This window comes from Pyrococcus sp. (assembly GCF_030153625.1).
Lineage (GTDB): Archaea > Methanobacteriota_B > Thermococci > Thermococcales > Thermococcaceae > Pyrococcus > Pyrococcus furiosus.
Map to the genome: position 1 here is coordinate 16,379 of NZ_JASKLM010000015.1, position 17,930 is coordinate 34,308.

At 42.0% G+C, this 17,930-nt stretch carries 21 protein-coding genes and 1 other RNA gene; 16 read left to right on the forward strand and 6 right to left on the reverse strand.

Translation table 11 applies throughout. The features are described 5' to 3' along the window. Window positions 1-96: 96 nt before the first annotated feature. From PWP39_RS03790 to nuoI, 13 genes are read left to right on the forward strand one after another with little or no spacing between them, the layout of a single operon-like run. Complete coding sequence (locus PWP39_RS03790; protein ID WP_011012600.1) at window positions 97-603, forward strand: Na+/H+ antiporter subunit E; 507 nt, start codon at window positions 97-99, stop codon at window positions 601-603. Continuing rightward, window positions 600-854, forward strand: coding sequence for a monovalent cation/H+ antiporter complex subunit F (locus PWP39_RS03795; protein WP_011012599.1), 255 nt, complete (start codon window positions 600-602; stop codon window positions 852-854). Before PWP39_RS03790 ends, PWP39_RS03795 begins: the two co-directional genes overlap by 4 nt. After that, on the forward strand, window positions 851-1,225 hold the full coding sequence (gene mnhG / locus PWP39_RS03800; RefSeq protein WP_011012598.1) for a monovalent cation/H(+) antiporter subunit G: 375 nt from the start codon (window positions 851-853) through the stop codon (window positions 1,223-1,225). Before PWP39_RS03795 ends, mnhG begins: the two co-directional genes overlap by 4 nt. Next, entirely contained in the window at window positions 1,222-1,506 is a 285-nt protein-coding gene (locus PWP39_RS03805) for a DUF4040 domain-containing protein (protein WP_011012597.1), read from the forward strand. The genes mnhG and PWP39_RS03805 overlap by 4 nt, the downstream gene beginning before the upstream one ends. Before the next feature lie 2 nt (window positions 1,507-1,508). Beyond that, window positions 1,509-2,216, forward strand: a complete 708-nt coding sequence (locus PWP39_RS03810) for a Na(+)/H(+) antiporter subunit B (protein WP_014835415.1) — start codon at window positions 1,509-1,511, stop codon at window positions 2,214-2,216. After that, window positions 2,213-2,557 carry an NADH-quinone oxidoreductase subunit K gene (locus PWP39_RS03815; RefSeq protein ID WP_011012595.1) on the forward strand — a complete coding sequence of 115 codons (345 nt, stop codon included), beginning with the start codon at window positions 2,213-2,215 and terminating at the stop codon, window positions 2,555-2,557. Before PWP39_RS03810 ends, PWP39_RS03815 begins: the two co-directional genes overlap by 4 nt. Next, a complete protein-coding gene (locus PWP39_RS03820) occupies window positions 2,554-4,035 on the forward strand; it encodes a proton-conducting transporter transmembrane domain-containing protein (RefSeq protein ID WP_288072734.1) in 1,482 nt (493 codons plus the stop codon). The genes PWP39_RS03815 and PWP39_RS03820 overlap by 4 nt, the downstream gene beginning before the upstream one ends. Further along, on the forward strand, window positions 4,032-5,888 hold the full coding sequence (locus PWP39_RS03825; protein ID WP_011012593.1) for a proton-conducting transporter transmembrane domain-containing protein: 1,857 nt from the start codon (window positions 4,032-4,034) through the stop codon (window positions 5,886-5,888). The genes PWP39_RS03820 and PWP39_RS03825 overlap by 4 nt, the downstream gene beginning before the upstream one ends. A gap of 3 nt (window positions 5,889-5,891) precedes the next feature. Beyond that, window positions 5,892-6,821 carry a respiratory chain complex I subunit 1 family protein gene (locus tag PWP39_RS03830; protein WP_011012592.1) on the forward strand — a complete coding sequence of 310 codons (930 nt, stop codon included), beginning with the start codon at window positions 5,892-5,894 and terminating at the stop codon, window positions 6,819-6,821. 10 nt (window positions 6,822-6,831) lie between these two features. Further along, window positions 6,832-7,410, forward strand: coding sequence for a NuoB/complex I 20 kDa subunit family protein (locus PWP39_RS03835; RefSeq protein ID WP_011012591.1), 579 nt, complete (start codon window positions 6,832-6,834; stop codon window positions 7,408-7,410). Next, window positions 7,407-7,931 carry an NADH-quinone oxidoreductase subunit C gene (locus tag PWP39_RS03840; RefSeq protein WP_011012590.1) on the forward strand — a complete coding sequence of 175 codons (525 nt, stop codon included), beginning with the start codon at window positions 7,407-7,409 and terminating at the stop codon, window positions 7,929-7,931. The genes PWP39_RS03835 and PWP39_RS03840 overlap by 4 nt, the downstream gene beginning before the upstream one ends. 10 nt (window positions 7,932-7,941) lie before the next feature. After that, on the forward strand, window positions 7,942-9,117 hold the full coding sequence (locus PWP39_RS03845) for an NADH-quinone oxidoreductase subunit D (RefSeq protein WP_011012589.1): 1,176 nt from the start codon (window positions 7,942-7,944) through the stop codon (window positions 9,115-9,117). A gap of 5 nt (window positions 9,118-9,122) precedes the next feature. Continuing rightward, window positions 9,123-9,749, forward strand: coding sequence for an NADH-quinone oxidoreductase subunit NuoI (nuoI, locus tag PWP39_RS03850; RefSeq protein ID WP_011012588.1), 627 nt, complete (start codon window positions 9,123-9,125; stop codon window positions 9,747-9,749). Here nuoI and coaBC read toward each other — a convergent pair. After that, window positions 9,738-10,946 carry a bifunctional phosphopantothenoylcysteine decarboxylase/phosphopantothenate--cysteine ligase CoaBC gene (gene coaBC / locus PWP39_RS03855; protein WP_011012587.1) on the reverse strand — a complete coding sequence of 403 codons (1,209 nt, stop codon included), beginning with the start codon at window positions 10,944-10,946 and terminating at the stop codon, window positions 9,738-9,740. The two genes, nuoI and coaBC, sit on opposite strands and share 12 nt — an antisense overlap. A gap of 73 nt (window positions 10,947-11,019) precedes the next feature. On the opposite strand from coaBC, the gene PWP39_RS03860 reads away from it, so the two are divergent. Both PWP39_RS03860 and PWP39_RS03865 read left to right on the forward strand, forming a co-directional pair. Then, entirely contained in the window at window positions 11,020-11,358 is a 339-nt protein-coding gene (locus tag PWP39_RS03860; RefSeq protein WP_014835412.1) for a DUF4870 domain-containing protein, read from the forward strand. Window positions 11,359-11,411: 53 nt separating this feature from the next. Then, the gene (locus tag PWP39_RS03865; RefSeq protein WP_288072740.1) at window positions 11,412-13,316 is read left to right on the forward strand and encodes a S16 family serine protease; all 1,905 of its coding nucleotides are present in this window, start codon (window positions 11,412-11,414) and stop codon (window positions 13,314-13,316) included. On the opposite strand, the gene PWP39_RS03870 is transcribed toward PWP39_RS03865, so the two are convergent. Next, entirely contained in the window at window positions 13,287-14,591 is a 1,305-nt protein-coding gene (locus tag PWP39_RS03870) for a phosphoadenosine phosphosulfate reductase domain-containing protein (protein WP_011012584.1), read from the reverse strand. The two genes, PWP39_RS03865 and PWP39_RS03870, sit on opposite strands and share 30 nt — an antisense overlap. 39 nt (window positions 14,592-14,630) lie before the next feature. Here PWP39_RS03870 and PWP39_RS03875 point away from each other — a divergent pair. Further along, an RNA gene (locus PWP39_RS03875) (C/D box small nucleolar RNA) lies at window positions 14,631-14,685 on the forward strand. Window positions 14,686-14,702: 17 nt separating this feature from the next. Here PWP39_RS03875 and PWP39_RS03880 read toward each other — a convergent pair. Genes PWP39_RS03880 through PWP39_RS03895 form a run of 4 tightly spaced genes read right to left on the reverse strand, consistent with a single transcriptional unit; the run spans window position 14,703 to window position 17,888 of the window. Then, a complete protein-coding gene (locus PWP39_RS03880; protein WP_011012583.1) occupies window positions 14,703-15,122 on the reverse strand; it encodes a 4Fe-4S dicluster domain-containing protein in 420 nt (139 codons plus the stop codon). Then, window positions 15,119-16,084 carry a respiratory chain complex I subunit 1 family protein gene (locus PWP39_RS03885; RefSeq protein ID WP_011012582.1) on the reverse strand — a complete coding sequence of 322 codons (966 nt, stop codon included), beginning with the start codon at window positions 16,082-16,084 and terminating at the stop codon, window positions 15,119-15,121. The genes PWP39_RS03880 and PWP39_RS03885 overlap by 4 nt, the downstream gene beginning before the upstream one ends. A 2-nt stretch (window positions 16,085-16,086) precedes the next feature. Then, window positions 16,087-17,370 (reverse strand): hydrogenase large subunit, encoded by a 1,284-nt coding sequence (locus tag PWP39_RS03890; RefSeq protein WP_011012581.1) that lies wholly within the window; start codon window positions 17,368-17,370, stop codon window positions 16,087-16,089. Next, window positions 17,367-17,888 carry an NADH-quinone oxidoreductase subunit C gene (locus tag PWP39_RS03895; protein ID WP_011012580.1) on the reverse strand — a complete coding sequence of 174 codons (522 nt, stop codon included), beginning with the start codon at window positions 17,886-17,888 and terminating at the stop codon, window positions 17,367-17,369. Before PWP39_RS03895 ends, PWP39_RS03890 begins: the two co-directional genes overlap by 4 nt. Window positions 17,889-17,930 lie beyond the last annotated feature (42 nt).

A 17,930-nucleotide genomic window follows, 5' to 3' on the forward strand; every position in this document is an offset into this window, starting at 1 on the left:
ACAAGATGGACAAAGGCAAACATTTATAAGATTTCGTTGTTAACCAATGGTGTAAATTATTGCAAAATTTTTCATTCAAAACTAGGGGGGCTGTGAATGGAGGAAGCAAGTTCAATTAGCAGGTATCTGTACACTTTCATAGTCCTGTTCATAATTTGGCTATTCTTGACAGCAAGTCTTGATCCTCAAGAACTGACAATTGGAGCTTTGTTCTCTGCAATAGCTGCACTCTTCACATATGAAATCTTCACAACTAGGGGATTGGCAAATCTTCATCCTAAAAGAGTCCTCTACTTTATTGCATATATTCCTTACTTCTTGTGGGCCATGATTATGGCAAACTTAGATGTAGCATACAGAGTGCTCCACCCAAAGAGGCCCATAAACCCAGGAATAGTGGAGTGTAAGACAACGCTCACCAACAACGTGGGCAAGATGGCGTTGGCAAATTCGATAACCCTGACTCCAGGAACAATAACTCTAGATGTTGATGGAGATAAGTACTTTATTCACTGGATAGATGTCAAAGATTCCTCCGTTGAGGGAGCTTCTGAGCACATAACTAAACCTTTTGAAAAATTCTTAAGGGTGATTTTTGAATGATAGGGGTTAACATATATCTCCTCCTAATTGGAGTAGCAACACTTCTCAGCATGTACAGGGTATTTAGAGGGCCAACAACCGTTGATAGGTTAGTGGCTGTAGATATTATGACCACCATAACAGTGGGGCTAATGGTTCTCTTCGCCTTATACTACAGGAGGATAATCTTTCTGGATGTTGCTTTAGTATACGCGATATTGTCATTTGCGGGAGTTATAGCCTTCGCTAGATACTTGGAGGGAGGCCTATGAGTGTTCTCTCATTAATAGGAGAACTCCTAGTACTTTTTGGGACGGTATTTTACCTTCTCTCAACGCTTGGTCTAATTAGAATGCCAGATGTTTACAATAGAATGCAGACTGCAACTAAGAGCGCAACCTTAGGTTCTCTTGGCGTAATAATTGGGACTGGAATTTGGGCCCTGGGAGAAGGGTTCAGCGTTGCATGGCTGACTAAGGCTATCGTGATTGCAGCATTTTTACTCTTAACAAACCCAATTAGCGCTCATGCATTGATTAGGGCAGCTTACAAGTCAGGAATTCCCCTCTGGGAAGGAAGTGTCGTGGATAAGTACAAGGAGCATCTTGAAAGAAAGAAAAAGGAGGAGGGTGAGCAAGAATGAACTGTATAGTTTGTATTGAATATATAATTGTCGCCCTCATGATAATTTCAGCAATTTTAGCAGTCGAGTGGAGAGACCTTTTAGCCTCAACGGTTGGCATGGCTGCAGTGAGCCTTTTCGCATCAATTTTGTTCTTCTTCCTTCAAGCTCCAGACGTTGCAATGACTGAAGCAGCTATAGGTGCTGCTTTGAGCGCTGCGGTCTTCATATTTGCGATTAAAAGAACCTACAGATACGAGACCGAGGAAGAGGAGAAACTTGGTTGGTGGGTGAGGTGGTAGGTATGCTCAAGAGAGTTCTCGCAATACTCACGATCCTTGTAATTGGTTATTGGCTTGCCCAAGGTTTAGCAGACGTTCCTTTTGGCCAGGATAAGATGGTTGTTGGCAAGTACTACCTTGAGCATGTAAAAGAAGAGACTGGTGCCGTTAATGCCGTAACCGCAGTTGTGGTTAACTACAGAGGACTTGATACCCTAGGTGAAGTAACTGTTTTGTTCATAGCTTCTACTGGAGTTGCGGCCTTATTGTGGAAGAAGAAGAGGGAAAGAACAGCGAAGACGGAAGGTTCTGTGGTCTTAACGACGGGAGCTAGGCTGTTATTTCCATTCATAGCGTTATTTGGAATGTACATTTTCATTCATGGTCACCTCACCCCGGGTGGAGGATTCCCAGGAGGAGCTACAATAGCTACGGCATTCCTGTTGATGTATCTGGCTTTCACAATCTATGAGATCCCACACAGGGGCTTTGAAGTCACAGAAGGACTCGCAGGAATGGGCTATGTTATTACAGGACTAATAGGTCTGGCAATAGGTGGATACTTCCTCTTTGATTGGATTTGGCAAACATGGGGATGGGGACATGAGAACATAGGTAGACTCTTCAGCGGAGGATTCATACCAATAATTTACACTTTGATTGGCATAAAGGTGGGAACGGAGCTCAGTGGAATCGTGGACAACATGCTCAAGGAGGAGGTGAAAGAATGATCTCCTCTTACTATTTCGGTGCAATAAGCCTCATTCTCATCGGTCTCTATGCCGTGCTAGTTAAGAAGAACCTGCTAAAAATCCTTATAGGCCTGAGTATCATGGAGACCGGAGTTAATCTTCTACTCATCAGCATTGGATACGTTTCTGGAAAATCTGCGCCAATTCTAAGTGAGGGTGTAACAGCTAGCAATGCAGTTGATCCTATTCCTCAAGCATTAGTCCTAACGGCAATAGTCATTGGTGTTGCAACCACTGCAATGGCCCTTAGCGTTGCTATTCTATTGTATGAAAAGTATGGAACCCTCAACATAGAAGAGATAAGGAGGTTGAGAGGATGAGCCAGGTTGCAGCTTTGTTGATAGCTCTTCCTCTCATCAGTGCATTCTTCGTTCCCGTATTAAAGCAGATAGGAAAGTCTCTAATTAAGCCATTCCTCGTCATAATAACTTTGCTCCAGACATTAATTGCTAGCTGGGCCTTTGTTCAAGTTTACTCAACAGGAAAACCAATTATAATCTATGCTGGTGGATGGAAACCTCCAATTGGGATTAACCTATACATAGGTCACTTTGCGGCGTTGTTCATATTAGTAATTGCGGTAGTGAGCTTTCTAATGGCCCTCTTCAACTTTAAAGCAGTAACTGTTGAGCCAATTGACAAGTATGCAATGCTCTTCCTACTTTTACTCCTGGGAGCTACAGGGATGATCGCTACAGGAGATATCTTTAACCTCTTTGTCTTCATGGAGATTACAGCCATTTCCGCTTATGCACTAACTGCGTATAACAAGACTGGCGAAGCTGCAGAGGCATCTATGAAATACATAGTCCTGGGAGGAATTGGTTCAAGCTTCTTCTTGGTAGGTGTAGCCCTCATCTATGGAGCAACAGGAACGTTAAACATGGCCCACCTGGCAATGCTTGCTAATGACATTAACCCGACAGTTGTTCAGGTAGGATTGGCTTTGATAATCTTTGGATTGGCAGTCGAGGCAGAACTCTTCCCACTGAATGCTTGGGCACCAGATGCCTATCAAGCAGCTCCTCACCCAATTACCGTAATGTTTTCAGCCTTTGTAGTTAAAGCGGGCCTATATGCAATGGCCAGAATCCTCTACTTGTTCAAAGATGTTTTTGGCTGGTCTTCTCTAACTAAGCTATTAATTGCAATGGCAACGTTGACGGTTGTATTTGCCGAACTATCAGCCTTGAGGCAGAAGAACGTAAAGAGAATGATTGCATACTCAAGTATAGGCCAAGTAGGCTTAATAGCACTTGCCCTTTCCCTGGGAACTCAAGAGGGAGTTAGTGCTGGAGTATTTCACATGCTTAACCACGCCATAGTAAAGACAATGATGTTCATGGCCATTGGATATGTGGGAATTACCTTGGGTGGAACAATGATTGAAAACTTCGAGGGTTTGGGCAAAAGAATGCCATTAACGTCCTTGTCACTAACCATTGGAGGAATAGCCACCGTAGGAGTTCCATTGTTCAACGTGTTCTGGAGTAAACTTAGAATTATCCTTGCAGCAGCCCATGAAGGAAACCTGTGGCCTGTGGCTTTGGTTCTCTTCGCTAGCGTAGTAGAGGCAGTTTATTACTTCAGGTTAATTCACACAATGTGGTTCAAAGGAAAGAGTGGGGAAAGAATTCCCGAGGGGGCTATTGCAATTGTCCTCTTACTATTGGCGATGCTCATCATAGTCATAGGAGTGTATCCAACGCCATTCTGGAACTTGGTGACGAAGGCTGGAAGCGATATTGTGGAGGTTAGTAAATATGTTGCAAATGTACTTCCGGGGGTGAAACTATGAACGAGCTTCCTATAATCCTATTATCACCCCTCATAGGTGGAGCATTGGCATGGCTAATTAGAGTGAAAGGAATTAGAGAAGCGATTGGTGTAGTTTCCTCAGCTATCCCCTTATATTTCCTAATAAAACTCTATCCTGCTCTAGAGGGTGAGCCCATTAGGTATTCCTTGAACGTTGGAGGCTTCGAGCTAACCTTAGCTCTCAGTCACATATCTTGGATATTTGCCATGATAGCAGCAGTTGTCGGCCTTTCTGCAGTCCTAGGATTAGTATCAACAGCAAAGGACAGCAATGAATGGCTCTTTGCTCTAATGAGCCTAGCAGGGGCACTAGGCGTGTTCTTGGCAAATGACTTTGTCGTATTCTTCCTCTCCTGGGAAATAATGACATTTGCCAGCTTTATGATGGTATTTAAGTACAATAGGCATGCTTCACTAAAGTATTTCGTGCTGAGCATTGCCGGTGCTTATGCAATGTTATTGGCTATAGGAATAATCTACGCCAAGACGGGAAGTCTCAGCTTCCCAGAAATTTCAGCAATATTTAGGCAGGATGCAATGATGGGAATGATGGGTGGAGGAGGAGTCTTTACCAAGACTGAAACTCTCCTAATCTACGCTCTGTTCCTAGTGGCCTTTGGTGTTAAGGCTGGAATGTTTCCGCTTCATGTCTGGGCTCCCGATGCATACAGTGAGACAAACCAAAGTTATACTGCAATGTTCAGTGGAGTTCTCAGCAAGACTGGAGTTTACGGATTCTTCTTGCTGTATCTTCTAATGTATGGTAAACTAGCAATAACTTTGGGCAATGTGAGAAGTGCACCAACATTTGGCTACATTATTGCTTTCCTTGGTGGATTGACGATAATGGTTGGTGGAATTTTAGCAGCTTTGCAGGAGGATATAAGGAAGCTCTTTGCATACTCCAGTATTAGCCAGATTGGTTACATATTAATAGGATTAGGAATAGGAACTCCCCTAGGAATAGCAGCTGCAACATACCACGCAATAAGCCATGCTCTCTTCAAGGGATTGTTCTTCCTCATAGTTGCTACTATAATTTACAGAACTGGAAAGACAGAATTCAAAGATTATGGCGGATTGGCAGAAAAGATGCCCATAACCTTTGCAATGGCTTTCGTCGCAATATTAAGCCTAGCTGGAATTCCTCCAATGGCTGGATTTGCAAGCAAGTGGCTTATATTTGAAGCAGTTATAAGCAGAAACTTACCGATTTTAGGCGCAATGGTCTTCTTCGGAAGTGCGATAGGTTTCGTCTACCTTATAAGATTCACATATGCTGTTTGGTTTGGCCAGAGGCCTAGCGACCTAGAAGATGTTAAAGATGCACCACTTCCTCTTGCAATAGGAATGGGGATACTCGCAATCCTGAATGTTATCTTTGGTGTTGCTCCGGGACTTGTGGCTAGAGAGCTCAACAAACTATTCAGCAATCCTCCGATCGGAGGAACAATCTGGGAGCTTGACTTGGGCTTTGGAAGGTACAACGGATTACTACTCTCAATATGGCTCGTCATTGGACTAATAATTGCAGCAATACTTTACTTCATGGGAGCAGGGGTTAGAAAAGTTCCAGTCACCGACACTTACCAGTCTGGTAACCCAGTGACAATGGAGTACAACCTAACCATAAGAAGGAACTTCTTCTTGCCACTCAAGGAAGCAATGGCGTTCTGGCTTAAAATGAGCTTTGACAGGTTATATCATGACATATGGAAGGCGATTGAAGAGTTAGCGGATTTGGCGAGGAGTTATGTGTATAATGGAAACATTCAGGCATATGCGTGGTACTTAGCAATAATCCTCCTAATATTGGTAGCTATGGGGGTGTGACAGATGATTGGGGTTTTCCTTAGGGCTCTCTTAATCATTATTTATGCAACGTTTGTTGGGTTCATATTCATGGGAATCATAAGGAAAGTAACCGCCAGAATACACAGGAGAATAGGCCCACCAATTTACCAGCCAATCATTGATACCCTTAAGTTCTTTGGAAAGAAGGAGAACATAACTCATGGTCTAATTTACGACTTTGGAATTATATATGCTGTTGGAGCCACTATACTCGCCCTGATGTTCATCCCATTAGGGCCAATAAGCGTTCTTAGAGCGTATGGAGATCTAATCCTAGTAACTTTTCTCTTAGAAATTCCAATGCTTGGTATAATGTTTGCTGCAATGAGTTCTGGCAATCCTTATGCTGGGATAGGTGCACAGAGAGCTCTATTAACACTCTTAGCAATCCAAGTTCCATTAGGACTCGCTATAATTGCCGTAGCTGAGTACTATGGAACATTCAGCACTTACGAAATAGTCATGGCTCAACAAAAGATGGGATGGAGCATATTCCACCTACCATTGCTATTGGCTGCAATAGCTTATGACATTGTTCTTCAAGCGATGTTTGGAAAGGAACCATTTGACATCATGATTGCCCCTGGAGAGATCTCATTAGGTCCGATGGTGGAGTTTGGAGGAAAACACATGGGAATGCTTCAGATTCAGCACGCAATGGCACTGTTCGCGGAGACACTATTCTTTTCAAACATATTCCTTGGAGGAGGTGTAGTCACAGCATTCGGCAGTCCACTCCTAAACACACTTGCAAGCTTAGCAGTTTTACTGGTTAAGCAGATTGCAGTATTGCTAATAGCGATATTTGTAGGGGCGATATTCCCAAGATTCACAATTGACCAAGCGGCGAAATTCTATTGGAAGTGGCCAACAATAATAGCTGCAATTGGAGCCATAATGGCTAGCTTGTGAGGTGAGGGGAATGGTTGATTGGAGGTTATTTGAGCCATTATTTAATTGGGCCAGAAAAAAGAGTCTTTGGATTGTTGCATTTTGTACCGGATGTGGTGGAATAGAGATGCCTCCACTAATGACCGCTAGATATGACTTAGAGAGATTCGGTATAATGCCAGATCCCAGCCCAAGACAGTATGACCTCTTCCTAATAACGGGTTATGTAACTCCAAAGACTCTAAAGAGAATAATTATAACCTATGAAATGGCTCCCGATCCCAAGTACGTTCTAGCTCACGGCTCTTGTCCAATTAACGGTGGAATATACTGGGACGCTTATAATGCAATAAAACAACTTGACAAGTACATCCCCGTTGACGTATATATAGCTGGATGTATGCCAAGACCCGAGGCTGTAATGGATGGAATAAAGAAGCTAATGGAAATGATTGAGAACGGAGAAGCTGATGGATGGAAGAGGTACAAGGAAAACTACGAGTGGTATAGAAAGAATCAGGATGAGCTATTGGGAGAGGGATGGAGAGAGAAAGAAGCTAGAAAATGGATTCCATGGTTAATGGATAAGAGGAAGGAGGTTAAAGAATGACGTGGGAAAAGGGAGAAGAGATTGTCAAGCAGATACTAGAGAAAGCTCCATACGCAGAAGGAAAAGTAAGGAGAGAAAGAAGGCTAGAATTTAGAGTTCCAGCAGATAAGATTAGAGACTTCCTTAGGATTATGAAGGAGTCGAACTTCCCATTAATGCTTCAGATAACCGCAGTTGACTGGCCAAAGGAGGGGGAAATAGAGCTTGTTTATCACTTAATTAACGTTGAGTTGGGAACTCATGCCATGGTAAAGACAAGAATTCCCAGAGATTTAGATAAAGCTAGAATGCCAACTGTTAAGGATATTTATCCAGCAGCTGAAACATATGAGAGAGACGTTCATGACTTTTTCGGAGTTTACTTTGAGGGGAATGAAAAAATGGAGATGCCTTGGATATTAGATGATCCAGAGAGAGGACTATACCCCCACAGAAAGGACTTTGACATGCTTGCCTATGTGAAGAAGAAGTATAAGATTCTTGATAGATTCGACGAGGATAAGGATAAGTATGTGATCTGAGGTGAGAATTATGGTTAGTCAAGAAGAACTCATTAGGGAAGCGAGACAAAATGGAATGGAGCTGTATCCAATTGATAAAGATACCTATGAGTTGTTCTTTGGACCTCAACACATGGCAACTGAAAACTTTAGTATCATCTTAAAGATGGATGGGAACAGAGTTGTAAAGGCTATAGCTAATCCTGGGTTCCTTCACAGAGGTTTCGAAAAGTTGGCTGAGTATAGGCCTTGGTATACTAACATAGCTCTCCTTCTTAGAATTTGTGTCCCAGAGCCCGACGTTCCGGAGGCAATATACTCAATGGCAGTGGATGAAATAATTGGATGGGAAGTGCCAGAGAGAGCCCAGTGGATTAGAACTCTTGTGTTAGAGATGGCTAGAGTAACAGCATACCTCTTCTGGATAATGGGTTTGAGCTTTAAGCTAGGTGTCTACACAGCTGGGCAATGGGCTGCTGCTTACAGAGAGAGGTTTATGGCATTATTTGAGCAATTGACAGGAGCAAGAGTTTACCACATTTATACAATCCCAGGAGGAGTAAGAAGGGATATCCCAGGGGACAAGTGGTTAAGACAGGTTAGAGATACAGTGGAATACCTCAAAGATAAGCTTAAAGACTTTGATAATGTCCTCTTCGAGAACTACATAACTTACAAGAGGCTTGAGGGAATTGGAGTAATGGACAAGAAGTTTGCACTAGAAGAGGGGGTAACGGGGCCAAACCTAAGGGCAACTGGAGTTGCCTACGACGTTAGAAAATCTGATCCATACCTTTTGTATCCTGAGCTTGACTTTGAAATTCCAGTGTTGAAGGAAGGGGATGCACTTGCAAGAGTTTTAGTTAGAAGATATGAGCTTGAGCAAGATCTCTACATAATTGAGCAGCTCCTCGATATGGGACCACCAAGTGGGCCTTACAAGGTTCAAGATCCAAAACTGAAGAACCTTCCAAGGTTTAAAGTCCCGCCAGGCGAGGCCTTTGCTCATGTTGAGGCAACAAAGGGTGATTTTGGAGCATACGTTGTTAGCGATGGGGGACATAAGCCATATAGGGTGCACATAAGAGGCCCTAGCATTGCTCATGGTGTAAGAGTTCTTGAGCAACTTTTAGTCGGAGCGAGATTAGCTGATGTCCCTGCAATATTAATGAGTCTTGATAATTGTCCTCCAGACATTGATAGGTGAGGAAAATGGAGGAGGTAACATTTAGAATAGCTCCCGAGGAGAAGGTAAAGAAAAAACCTTCATTCCTCAAGCCTTGGTTTGGGCTGAAATATCTCTTCAAGAAACCTGTCACTATAAAGATTCCCTATGAATTTATAGAGCCAGCTCCAAGGTATAGAGGATTTCATACCTTGGACTGGAAGAAGTGCATTGGATGTAATATGTGTGGCCAGATATGTCCTGCTAGGGCAATAGAGATGACTTGGATAGAGGGAGAGAAGAGGCCACATCCAAAGATAGACTATGGTAGATGTACATTCTGCCAGTTCTGTGTAGATGTTTGCCCAACTGGAGCTCTAGGGTTCATAGAGACTTACATGCTCACCACAACTTGGAGAGAAGAAGAGTTGTTGCTTTATGATTGGGTTCCAATAGAACCGGAAAAGTTCAAGGAAATTCAAGAAAAATTCAAAGATTATAAGTTCCCAGTTGAAAAGATAGAGTTCAACAAAGAGACAAAGGAAGTAACCTACTACCTAAGAGATGGCACCACATTCAAATTCAAAATACTTGGTTATGGACTTAAGCCTCCAGTAAAACCCCAGCCCACAACAAAACAGCAAGAGGAAGAAAAGAAGGAATCAGGACAGTAATTTCTCTATCTCATCCCAAATTCTCTCTGCTAACTCTCTCTTTTTCATTTTTGGAAGTTCTTTTGTGAAATCTCTGCCAATTAATACTACTTGGTTTTCCTCGCTTCCAAAGGCTTCCAATGTGTTACCAACGACTAAGTCAGCCTTGGCCCTCTCAATCTGCCTTTTACCTTCTTCTATAAGCTTTTCTTTTGAAGTTTCTGCTTTAAATCCAACAAGAAAGACATTTGGTTGAATTTCCTTTATTCTATCAATGATTTTGGGATTTGGAACGAGCTCTATCGTTATTGATCTATCGCTTTTAATTTTTCCCTCTGCTTTAATTTTTGGCCTAAAATCGCTTACAGCAGCTGCCATAATAACTACGTCATACTTTTTACTCCTCAACTCATTTTCAATCGCTGAAAGCATTTCTTCCACTGTCTCAACTTCAATTTGATTTTCTACAAAGCTCTTTACACTTCCCTTTGTTCTTATGAGGGTAACCTCAGCTCCTCTAAAATCTGCTTCTTCAGCCAACGCTACTCCCATTTTTCCACTGCTGGCATTTGTTATGAATCTTATTGGATCTATGTACTCTCTTGTTGCTCCCGCCGTTACTAGGACTCTCTTCCCTTCCAATGTTTTTTTGTGGAGCTTTTTAATAACTCTGTAAACTATTTCATCAATGCTTGCAACTTTTGCCTTTCCCTCCTCAATTCTTGGTCCTATAAACTCAACGCCAAGCTTCTTTAACCTTTCAATGTTCTCCCTTACTATGGGATGCCTGTACATTGTCTCATGCATTGCTGGGGCTATCATAATTGGAATGTGGGGAAATGCTGTGGTCACGACTGTAGTTACTGGAGTATCATCTATTCCACATGCAATCTTACTAATTGTGTTGGCAGTGGCAGGACAAACCAAAATTAAATCTGCTTTATTCTCATGTTCCCCTGCTAACTCAACATGCTCGATAAATCCAGTGATCTCAGTTATGACTGGATTTCCCGTGGCAAATTCCATTGCATAAGGATGAATTATCTTGGTGGCTGCCTCACTCATCACTGCATGAACTTCGGCCCCATGCCTAATTAGTTCCCTAGCAAGCTTTACACATTCCACAGCTGCAATACTCCCTGGGATTGCGAGAACTATCTTTTTTCCAACTAGCTTTCGACTTTTTGTGGCGTAGATTAGCTTGACGTGGTGAAGCATTTTTCTTCCCTCAAAGATTAATTGTCGAAAGTTTAATTAACCTTTGCTTTTATTCTAGAAAGAGGTGGAAATAATGGAAAGCGGAAATACATCTCTTGGCTTAAACGAAAATGTTGAAGCAGCTCTAGCATATGCAGGGGCATTTATCAGTGGAATAGTGTTGTTGATTTTAGAAAAGGAGAGTGAGTTTGTGAGATTTCACGCCATGCAGTCAACGGTTACATTTTTAGGACTTCTAGCTCTAGATCTCCTTCTTGGCTGGATTCCCATATTTGGTTTTGTTTTTGATTTTGTGATTAAGATTGTAGCAATAGTGGCTTGGATAGTGGGTATTGTCAAAGCCTATCAAGGAGAAAGGTTTAAGTTCCCAATAGCTGGGGACTTAGCTGAACATTTCCTTCCAAAAGTTTAGGCACGAAATCCGTATAAACTTTTTTCCTTATTTTATCATAGGGTGAAATCCTAATGAGAGGAAAAATACTATCTTTTTTAATAGTTCTTACGCTACTTGCTCTTCCCACAACGGCTCAGTGTCCTTCTCTAGGAAGAACAGTTGTTCTCAAAGCACCAGCAGTTTCCATGACCTCAACCGGGGAAATGATTGGAGTACCAACTGAATTTGTCATAACAGTAGCTCCTGGAAGTGGCCATGTATACGTTGAAACTTGGCCATTGACGGAAGTGGATATGCAGGCCTCTGCAAGGTTAGCTGCAGAGATTGCAGGAGTTGTGACTGGAAAGGATATGAGCAAGTACGACGTCTTCATCCAGGTTAGAGCAGACTCTCCAATAATTGGAGGGCCTTCTGCAGGAGGAACAATGACTGTAGGAATAATTGCAGCACTAATGGGGTGGGATGTTAGAAGTGATGTGATGATGACTGGAATGATAAATCCTGACGGGAGCATAGGACCAGTGGGTGGAATTTTAGAAAAAGCCTCTGCCGCTCATCAGGCTGGTGCAAAGATTTTTCTAATTCCAAAGGGTCAAAGAATCCAAGTTGTCACAGAGACCCAGAAAAAGCAGATTGGGCCTATTACTCAGATAACAACTACTCAAAGAAAGGTAGATGTTGTGGAATATGCCCAGGAGAGATGGGGATTAAAAGTAATTGAAATCAGCGATATTTATGAGGCAGTGTACTACTTTACTGGGCACAAGCTTGAAAAGCCTCAACCTCCACAAAATGTTGTTATAAGCACTTCTTTCTTAGAGGGAGAAGCAAAAAGTGATTATGAAGAAACCCTCCAATATTACAATACAATTAGCAATAAACTAAAGAATAGTGAAGTGGGGTACACTACATATAGTTATTTAAAGGCTGCTTTAGACAATGCCAAATCAACGTTAGATAACGCTAAGAATGCTCTCGACAGTGGAAAATATTACACCGCCATGAGTCTCAGCTTTCAAGCTAGGATTGTCATTAGACATGTTGATTGGTATATAGACCTCTATGAAGGAAAAGACATTGAAGACATATTCTCTGAAGTTAAGGATGAGATTGACAGAATCGAAAGTTATATTTCAAACCTCACAATTAGAGGAGTAACAATGCTTCAGGCGGTAGCTGCAGCGGAAACGAGAATCGAAGAGGCTAAGGAATATCTAAAAGAAGCTCAAATTTCTTATTATAACCAAGATTACTGGAATGCAATAGGTGATGCGGCATACTCTTATGAAAGGGCCAGAACAGCTGAACTTTGGGCCGAGTTAGGAGAAAAATATGGAAGAGGAGAAGAAATATCGAGGGAAGCTATAAAGAAAGCGGCAAGAACTCAATTGGACAATGCACGATTAATAGTCACTTACATCACTTCAATGTTTGGAGAGCAAAATCTTCAAGATCTTGTAGACACTCTCAACAAAGGAGAAGCCTACTATGAAGATGGAAAGTACTCTGCGGCTTTGTTCTCTGCCATGGAGGCGAGAATTAGGGGAGAAGTAATTCTTAACACAATTGGAATTGACAATGTGACGGTCCTTAAGGAAAAGCTTGAAGACATCAAAGAAAGCGCTAAGGGTGCCATTGCCTTAGCACAGTCAGGTGGAACAATTCCTCTACTTTCAATGGCCTATTATGAATTTGCTGAAAGCTATGAAGCTAAAGGAGATTTAGAAGATCTTATAACAGCAATGATATTCTATCAATACGCTAGGGAAACAGCAATGATTTTCGTAAGCTGGAAGTCTCAAGAGAACACTGAAGTTTCAACAGAAACGGAGATTATAACAACATCTACCACCACTTCAACATCCACTCAAACCACCACTACTCAACAAACTACTACAACTACAGAACAAATTTGTGGTCCTGGGGTGCTAGTTGCATTGTCCCTTCTAGGCCTCGTCTTTAGACGCAGATTCTAATTCTTTTAATTTCTTTTCCATAATTTTTGGCAAGAAGTTTAGCTCTTTGAGGAGAATTATTTCCCAGTGAGCTAAGCTTGGACAAACTGTGCATCCTAGCCTATAAAAACCTTCGCAGTATAGGGGATGTAATTCGAGTTTGTTCATGAGTATATAGAGCTGAACCATTGCACCGCTCCAGAACTTTATGGGCATGATTTCCAGAATGTTTCCAACTGGAGTTTTTCTCTCAATTACTGGAGGCTTTAATCTTCTTCTTGCACTTTCCGAGTCTCTATCTCCCACCACTAACACGGGATCCCTGAACTCTGCCACTGCATTATATAGGGCCTCAACTTTCATTTTAGTACACCATCTGTTTGAGTGGGTGGGCAATCCAAACTTTTCTATTGGCATTGGAACTTTTGTTTCAATGAGATTTATCCCCAGCTTTTTGGCTACCTTTTCAATGTATTCATCAGTTAGAGGCATTTCATATTCCATCTTTACATAGACTGCAGTAACATCGTCAAACACCTTACTTGCAAGAATTAGAGCAGCTGTTGAATCTTTTCCTCCACTCCATGGAACAATTACATCCTTATCTTGAAACTTTGAAAGGAACTCCATGCTGGCTTTCTCAAATGCCTCTATGTATTCCACGTTCAGGGTAAGGGAATCTTCTAATGATACTGGCATGACTGCGGGGATTCTCCACTTTACATCTGTTGGTTTTCCAATAACTTTCTCGATTTCTGCAATCTTGTTTGGCCCTGAATAATATTCTTCCCTGTTCATTGTCTTTCTCAGCACTAATGCAAAGTCCCCTGGGTCTACACCCAATAGCTTTATCATGTTCCTTCTAAATCCCTTGCCAAAGGCAAAGTAGATGTCATAGTCTGGATGAAGTTCTATTCCCATTGTGTTTTGAGGATCAAAGAGGTAACCGTTATTTACCCAGGACACACCCAACCTAAATCTTGCCTTAATTTCTTCTATGTTCTCATATAGTTCATCAACTCTCATGTTTCTAACTCTCTTCGTCCTAAGAATCCTAGTGTAGTATGGTCCTTTAATTTCTCTACTCACATCTTCAGCAAGCTCTTTTTCTTTTTCCCCAAAGAGAAGAATTGGGATGTATGAGCTTTCCAGGGCCTCTCTTAGATTATCTACTACTTCTTCAAATTTTCTTCCTCCCCCTAAACTTGAAACTTTGAACCATCCTCCATAGTTTCTTTCATTTATGTATTGTATTGCCTTGGCATCTTTCCTAGCTCTAACTATTATGTTGAACATCAAAAGAGATATCAAGAAGTGGGTATAAAAAACCAACGATGAGATGATGAGAACTCCCTGATCTGAGCGGTGATGAGGACCGGTGATCTGAAAAATAGTAAAAAAGGGGTGTCACTTAGAAGCTTGCTTTTCAGCCTTTGCCTTATTCGCTTCTTCTAGCTTTTTCTTAATATCTTCTGCTTCTTCTGGGGTTAGGTAGATAAGCTTGGCATCATATTTGTCGTAGCTGGCCAGTAGGAATTCATCGCTCATTTGAAGAGCCGCCGTTGGGCAGACATCAACACACTGCTTACACATGACACATCTTCCTATCCATAGAGTGACCTTTCTTATTTCTGGGAGATAAACAAAGACTCCTGCAGGACAAACTGTTACACACATCCTACATCCTACACACTTATCCACATTGTATACTAGCTTTCCTCTGAAATCCTCAGGAACTGGAACTGGTTCAGTCTTTGGGAAAGGATTAGTTGCAGGTTTCTTGAAGAGGTTTTTAATTACGGTTGGGAGGAGCGGAAGTCTAATCATAGCATCACCCCCAATGCAAGAAGTAGAGCACCAATAACACTCGCGGTAAACACCCTAGTCCAGAGGAGATTTACTGCTTGGCTGATCTTCAGTCTGCCTGTTATAGTTCTGAATATCGTCTTGGAGACTAGAAGAACGATGAACACCTTTAGCGTGTGGAGCAAGAGGTTTATTAGGTATCCCTGAACACCTGGGATGTTAAGTTGCCATGGGAATAAAACTGCAACTACTAGTGAAGCCGCTATAAACTCTTTAATAGACTCGGCAAGTTTTATTATGCCCAGGTATCTTCCACTGTACTCTACTAAAGTCCCCTCTGCAATTTCTTGTTCTGCCTCTGGTATGTTAAAGAACCCAACCTCTATCTCGCTGGCTAGCCAAGCCATGAAGACGTATATTAATACAACTCCAGCGACCCAAGCGACTGGACCAAAATCCCATATGGTGTGTTCATATAGGCTCGATAAGCTGAAGGGTTTTTCAACACCAAGTTTTGATATCGCCCACATTACCGCAAATACTCCAAGCATCATCGCTGGCTCTCTTGACACTAATAGTGCGATCCCTCTTGCGGCACCTATTCTTCCGTAGGGACTCCCTGAGCTCATGACACCCACAACTAAGAAGAAGTCAGCTAAGGTCAAAAGATATATGAAGACTATTATATCTCCCTTTGTCCCAAATATTGGTGGAAATCCTAGAGGGGTGTAGGCTAAAAGTGCTATTACTGTCGCAAGCATTAAAATTGGAGCTGCCTTAAACATGAAGTTTGCTGTCTTAGGTATTATTGTTTCCTTGCTCATGAGCTTAAGAAAGTCATAGAAGGGCTGTAAAATTGGAGGCCCTATTCTCCTCTGCATTCTAGCTACAAGCTTTCTATCTATACCACTAAATAAAAGTGAAACTACGGAAACGTAAATGTAAATGAGGATTAAGCCAATAACTCCATATACAATTTTCATATTCACACCCCCCTAGAACATCCAATTCCAGTAGGTGTAGGATCTCCCTTTACGTTTGGGTTGATCTCCTTTGTCTTTTCAATAGAAAGCTTTAATAGATCCTTTTCAGTTAGAACTACCTTCTTTCCTTCTTTTACTATGGCTACTCTGTCTGTACAGCTTAGACATGGATCTATTGAAGCTATGGCAACAACTAAGTCCGCAAGCTCATTTCCTTCTAGAGCCTTTGCGATTGTGAATAGATTCGGGAAGGTTGGCTCTCTTGGTTTCCACCTTACAGGCCCATCTCTTCCCTTTTGTCCTCTCACGTAGTGGACTAGCTCTCCTCTAGGAGCTTCGTACCTTCCTATTCCTTCTCCATCTCCAAGGAGCTTCAGCTTAGCTACTAAGATATTGTCTTTGGGGAATGTTTTTATCTTTCCTTCCGGCATCTGATCGAGTGCATGTTCCAGCAAATCTAAACTCATCCATAGCTCCCCAATTCTTACGGCCATTCTGTCATAAACATCTCCTCTGGCCTTTTCTCCAGTAACGTCTTCGGGCGTTACTGGTTTTATTCCCAGGTCGGGATAAACTCCTAGTTGCTCACTCCATCTAGAATCCTCTTTAATCCCACTTCCTCTCGCCGTTGGGCCAACGGCACCCATCTCTATTGCAAGCTTTTTTGGAACAACTGCAACATCCCTTAATCTTGCCTCAATTGTTGAGTCATGGAGAAAAACGTCTTCTATTTGTGGGAGAACCTCTCTGTAGTATTTTATCATATCCAAAATTAGTCGTTTTTGTTTCTCTCCTATATCCCTTCTGACTCCTCCAATGGTTACCATGGAGTAGTTAACTCTGTTTCCACTAACAGCTTCTAGGACATCCATTACTCTTTCTCTAGCCAACCATGTTAGATGGAGGACTGTGTCATATCCAATGTCGTGCCCCACTACTCCGAGATTCAAGAGGTGGGAGTGAATTCTCTCGAGCTCCCCCACTATAACTCTGATATATTCTGCTCTCTCTGGAACCTCTATTCCGGCCATCTCTTCAACAGCTCTTACGTATGTGTGGTTATGGGAAAAGGAGCAAATTCCACACATTCTCTCTGCCAGATACATGATCTGGACGTAGTTTCTTCTCATTCCTATCCATTGCACACCTCTGAGGTTATATCCAAGCTTTACATCAACGTTTACTATTCTCTCTCCATCTAGGGTTATGATGAACTTTTCTGGCTCTTCTAATCCTGGATGAATGGGACCAAAGGGGATTTTAACCCAATATTCGACCTTCTTCATTTCTTCTCCCTCCTGAGAAGGTATGGGTGGCCAGCGTTTTTGACCATCTCCTCCGGAACACCTTTTTCATCAGTTCTTAATGGGTATATTCCCTCTGGGAAGTCGTCTGGTAAGAAGAGTCTTCTCTTATCTGGAGCTCCTTCAAAGTCAAGCCCCACCATTTCCATTCCTTCCCTTTCAAATTGCAATGATATTGGGAATATATCGCTAGTGTCTGGTAGTACGGGATTATCTTTTGGAGCATGGACATCAATTAGCAGAGATACCCCAGGGGGCTCGTCGTAGAATAAGAGGATATGATTCAGAAATCCAAGCTCATCTCCCCAATCTTGCTCGATTCCAATTGAATAGTGGGCTTCGGGGTCAAGTTCCCTTATAAATTTCATTAGCTCTTTGTATTCCTCTCTAGATATTCTAACCCAGACTCTTTCTCTTCCCCACTTGTTGGTTTTTACTACAACTTCAGCGTTTGGAAACCTCTCCTTTATCTTATTTGCAACCATTTCAGCTTTACTCATTTTCCTCACCTTCCTCAGGCGGAACTTCACCTTTTATCATCT